Source organism: Klebsiella sp. Ech2A, assembly GCF_030078455.1.
Lineage (GTDB): Bacteria > Pseudomonadota > Gammaproteobacteria > Enterobacterales > Enterobacteriaceae > Klebsiella > Klebsiella terrigena.
Genome location: NZ_JAQGFU010000297.1, coordinates 1 through 3798, shown reverse-complemented (window position 1 = coordinate 3798; position 3798 = coordinate 1). Strand labels below are relative to the sequence as shown.

At 58.0% G+C, this 3798-nt stretch carries 6 protein-coding genes; 4 read left to right on the top strand and 2 right to left on the bottom strand.

Annotated elements, in window-relative coordinates; translation table 11 throughout:
* The coding region (locus tag PFH44_RS25760; RefSeq protein WP_283826589.1) for a fructose-bisphosphatase class II at positions 1-259 on the top strand (259 nt) is incomplete at its 5' end.
* Positions 260-385: 126 nt separating this feature from the next.
* On the top strand, positions 386-1132 hold the full coding sequence (fpr, locus tag PFH44_RS25755; RefSeq protein WP_283826588.1) for a ferredoxin--NADP(+) reductase: 747 nt from the start codon (positions 386-388) through the stop codon (positions 1130-1132).
* On the opposite strand, the gene PFH44_RS25750 is transcribed toward fpr, so the two are convergent.
* Positions 1133-1561 (bottom strand): DUF805 domain-containing protein, encoded by a 429-nt coding sequence (locus PFH44_RS25750; protein WP_041143240.1) that lies wholly within the window; start codon positions 1559-1561, stop codon positions 1133-1135.
* Between the two features lie 112 nt (positions 1562-1673).
* On the opposite strand from PFH44_RS25750, the gene PFH44_RS25745 reads away from it, so the two are divergent.
* Entirely contained in the window at positions 1674-2273 is a 600-nt protein-coding gene (locus tag PFH44_RS25745) for a DUF1454 family protein (protein WP_283826587.1), read from the top strand.
* Positions 2274-2380: 107 nt separating this feature from the next.
* A complete protein-coding gene (tpiA, locus tag PFH44_RS25740; protein ID WP_041143242.1) occupies positions 2381-3148 on the top strand; it encodes a triose-phosphate isomerase in 768 nt (255 codons plus the stop codon).
* Positions 3149-3216: 68 nt separating this feature from the next.
* Here the strand turns inward: tpiA and PFH44_RS25735 are convergent.
* Positions 3217-3798: SLC13 family permease (locus PFH44_RS25735; RefSeq protein ID WP_283826586.1), on the bottom strand; the 582-nt coding region annotated here is incomplete at its 5' end.

Sequence of the window (3798 nt, the reverse complement as noted above, 5' to 3'; positions counted from 1 at the left end):
CCGGCTGGCCCGCTGCAAGGAGATGGGCATTGAGGCCGGCATCGTGCTGCGCCTCGACGAGATGGCGCGCAGCGATAACGTGGTCTTTGCCGCCACCGGGATCACCAAAGGCGACCTGCTGGACGGCATCACCCGCAAGGGCAATATGGCCACCACCGAGACGCTGCTGATCCGCGGCAAATCGCGCACCATCCGCCGCATCCAGTCCATTCACTATCTCGATCGCAAAGATCCGGATATCCAGCGGCACATCCTGTAAGCCGTCCGGCGGACGGGTTCAAGCAGGCGCTAATATTTGATCAATAGAGCTTTCCGGCCCCGTTGGGCTGGAAATCTTTGTCGTCTGCAACGAAGATAAGGCAACGCTTCGCAACGGGAGAAGATCATGGCGGACTGGGTTAGCGGCAAAGTAACAAAAGTGGAATTCTGGACCGACGCGCTGTTTAGTTTACATGTGCGGGCCCCTGTTCATCCGTTTACCGCCGGGCAGTTTGCCAAACTGGGCCTCGACGTTGACGGCGAGCGCGTCCAGCGCGCCTACTCCTACGTTAACGCCCCGAGCAATCCCGATCTTGAATTCTACCTGGTGACGGTTCCGGAGGGTAAACTCAGCCCGCGGCTGGCGGCGCTGAAGCCGGGCGATGACGTGCAGATCGTCAGCGAAGCCGCCGGCTTCTTTGTGCTGGAAGAGGTTCCAGATTGCGACACCCTGTGGATGCTGGCCACCGGCACCGCCATTGGCCCCTACCTGTCGATTCTCGAAGAAGGTAAGGACCTCGAGCGCTTTAACAACCTGGTGCTGGTCCACGCCGCGCGCTATGCCGCCGATCTTAGCTATCTGCCGCAAATGCAGGCGCTGGAGGAAAAATATAAGGGCAAGCTGCGCATCCAGTCGGTGGTCAGTCGGGAAACCGTTCCGGGCATGCTAACGGGGCGTATTCCGTTCCTGATCGAAACCGGCGCTCTGGAAGAGGCGGTTGGCCTGGCGATGAACGCTGACAATAGCCACGTGATGCTCTGCGGCAACCCGCAGATGGTGCGGGATACCCAGCAGCTGCTGAAGGACACCCGGCAGATGAGCAAGCATCTGCGCCGCCGGCCGGGCCATATGACGGCCGAACACTACTGGTGATCAGGACTCCGCCTTCCAGCGAACGTCCTGCGTCTCTTTACCAAATTTATTTTCGCCCTGGGTACCGACGAACGCTCCCAGGTCGATCAGCATCATCACCATAATCAGCGTCGGCACAAAGCGGCCGACAACCCACTGCCAGGCCCCCGGCAGCACCGCCCAGTTCCCGGCCAGCAGCATCCACGCCAGAACCATCAGCAGCGCCCAGAGACCCGACCTGCCGCGATCGTGCAGCCGTTTGATGGTCACCGCCGCCGTTGGCCAGAGCAGGCACACCAGCATAAAGGCCGCGGTCTGTAGATTCAGCAAATTTGACCCGGCAAGGGTGAACAGCGCGCTCATGGTCAATACCCAGATAACGATCCAAATCCAGAAATCCCGACGTCCAATACGCCCTTTAATTGAGAACATCCACTGCTGTAGGGTCATGTTTTATTCCTTATCATCATCATTGGCGTAGTTTACCCTGGAGCGGTGACTTTTTGACAAGCGCGACGGTTCCCGTTTTAATCGTCAGCAGGCAAAAAAAGGAAGGACGGGTATGAAGAAGTGGGCAACCTTATGTTTGATTGGGCTGACAGCGTTATCTGTCGGCCATAAGGCGCTGTCCGCCGAGCCAGAAGCCTCCTCCGCAGCCCCCTATTTGCTCTCCGGCGCGCCGGTATTTGATATCTCTATCAGCGAGTTTCGCGAGAAATTCAACGCCGATAACCCCAAACTGCAGCTCAACGAATTTCACGCAATTAGCTCCAGCCGCGACCGGGCTAACCTGACCCGGGCGGCAAGCAAGATTAACGAAAACCTGTACGCCTCCACCGCCCTCGAGCGCGGCACGCTCAAAATCAAATCGATGCAGGTGACCTGGCTCCCCGTTCAGGGGCCGGAGCAGAAGGCGGCAAAGGCGAAAGCGCAGGAGTATATGAGCGCCGTTCTGCGCGCCTTCGTCCCGACATTAAGCCCGGCGCAAAGCGGGCAAAAGCTGCAAAAACTGCTCGCCACGGGCAAAGGAAAACGCTACTTCGCCGAAACCGAAGGCGCCATCCGCTATGTGGTAGCAGACAACGGCGAAAAGGGGCTTACCTTCGCTGTTGAACCGATTAAGCTAGCGCTATCTGAAACGCTGGAGAGCAATAATAAATGACAAAAAGCAAAGCCTTTCCAACGACGAAACTCTATACTGTTTGACAGACCATGCTGCCCCCAGGGGCGGCTATATTCCTTAATTCGCTTATAGCGTGGAGAATTAAAATGCGACATCCTTTAGTGATGGGTAACTGGAAACTGAACGGCAGCCGCCACATGGTAAATGAGCTGGTGGCTAACCTGCGTACCGAGCTGGCCGGCGTGACCGGCTGTGCTGTTGCTATCGCTCCGCCGGAAATGTATATCGATCTGGCTAAGCATGCGGCAGAAGGCAGCCATATTCACCTGGGCGCGCAGAACGTTGACCTGAACCAGTCCGGCGCATTCACCGGTGAAACCTCTGCCCAGATGCTGAAAGATGTCGGCGCTGAATACATCATCATCGGCCACTCTGAGCGTCGTACTTACCACAAAGAGTCTGACGAATTTATCGCGAAGAAATTCGCCGTGCTGAAAGAGCAGGGTCTGATCCCGGTTCTGTGCATCGGGGAAACCGAAGCGGAAAACGAAGCGGGCAAAACGGAAGAAGTTTGCGCACGTCAGATCGACGCCGTGCTGAAAACTCAGGGCGCAGCGGCATTCGAAGGCGTGGTTATCGCTTATGAGCCAGTATGGGCGATCGGTACCGGCAAATCCGCTACTCCGGCTCAGGCTCAGGCCGTGCACAAATTTATCCGTGACCACATTGCTAAAGCGGACGCCAAAGTGGCCGAGCAGGTCATCATTCAGTACGGCGGTTCCGTTAACGCATCTAACGCCGCAGAGCTGTTCACCCAGCCGGACATCGACGGCGCGCTGGTTGGCGGCGCATCGCTGAAAGCAGACGCTTTCGCGGTCATCGTTAAAGCAGCAGAAGCAGCGAAAAAAGCGTAATTCAATACGCCGGTCACCCGGCGAGATGGATCCGCAGCCCGGCTTAGCGTAGCGCTAGCCGGGTTTTTTTATAGTTTCCCCAGCAGCTGATACCACCCGTAGTTCAGCGGCAGCAGCAGCAGATAGCTGACCGCCGCCAGCGCAATACACAGCAGCATCCCCGACCGCGCCGGGACTTTGCCCAGCGCCATCGCCACCACGATAGGCGATGCCTGATACGGCAGCAGCGGCGTCGAATAGCCCAGGACCTGAATCATAATCACGCTCAGCAGCGGGAAGCCGGTGGCGTCGGCAAAGCTCTGCGCAAAGGTGGTGTACAGCGCGGGTACGCCGTTGGCGGTCATAATAAAGTTGAGGGCGCTGGTGATCCCGGTGAGGGCAAGGAAGCTGGTAAAAGGACTCTCTTTATCGAGCGGCATAACGTGCAGCAAAGCGTTGCCGACCACGCCGCCAATCCCGGTCTGCGTGACGGTAATCGCCAGCCCGAGGATCCCGGCGACGTAAATACAGGTGCGAATATTCACCCCGGTGGAGAACTCTTCCCCGCTGATAAACCCCACCCGCGGCAGCAGCGTAATCACCGCCGCCGCCAGCCCCGTCCAGGCCGGGCCGATGCCGTGCCAGCTCTCGCTCACCCAAAGGGTCAATAC

Excerpts from the sequence above, each read along its gene's own strand:
- fpr (WP_283826588.1), top strand. The coding sequence starts at position 386 with ATGGCGGACTGGGTTAGCGGCAAAGTAACAAAAGTGGAATTCTGGACC.
- tpiA (WP_041143242.1), top strand. The coding sequence starts at position 2,381 with ATGCGACATCCTTTAGTGATGGGTAACTGGAAACTGAACGGCAGCCGC.
- PFH44_RS25745 (WP_283826587.1), top strand. The coding sequence starts at position 1,674 with ATGAAGAAGTGGGCAACCTTATGTTTGATTGGGCTGACAGCGTTATCT.
- PFH44_RS25750 (WP_041143240.1), bottom strand. The coding sequence starts at position 1,561 with ATGACCCTACAGCAGTGGATGTTCTCAATTAAAGGGCGTATTGGACGT.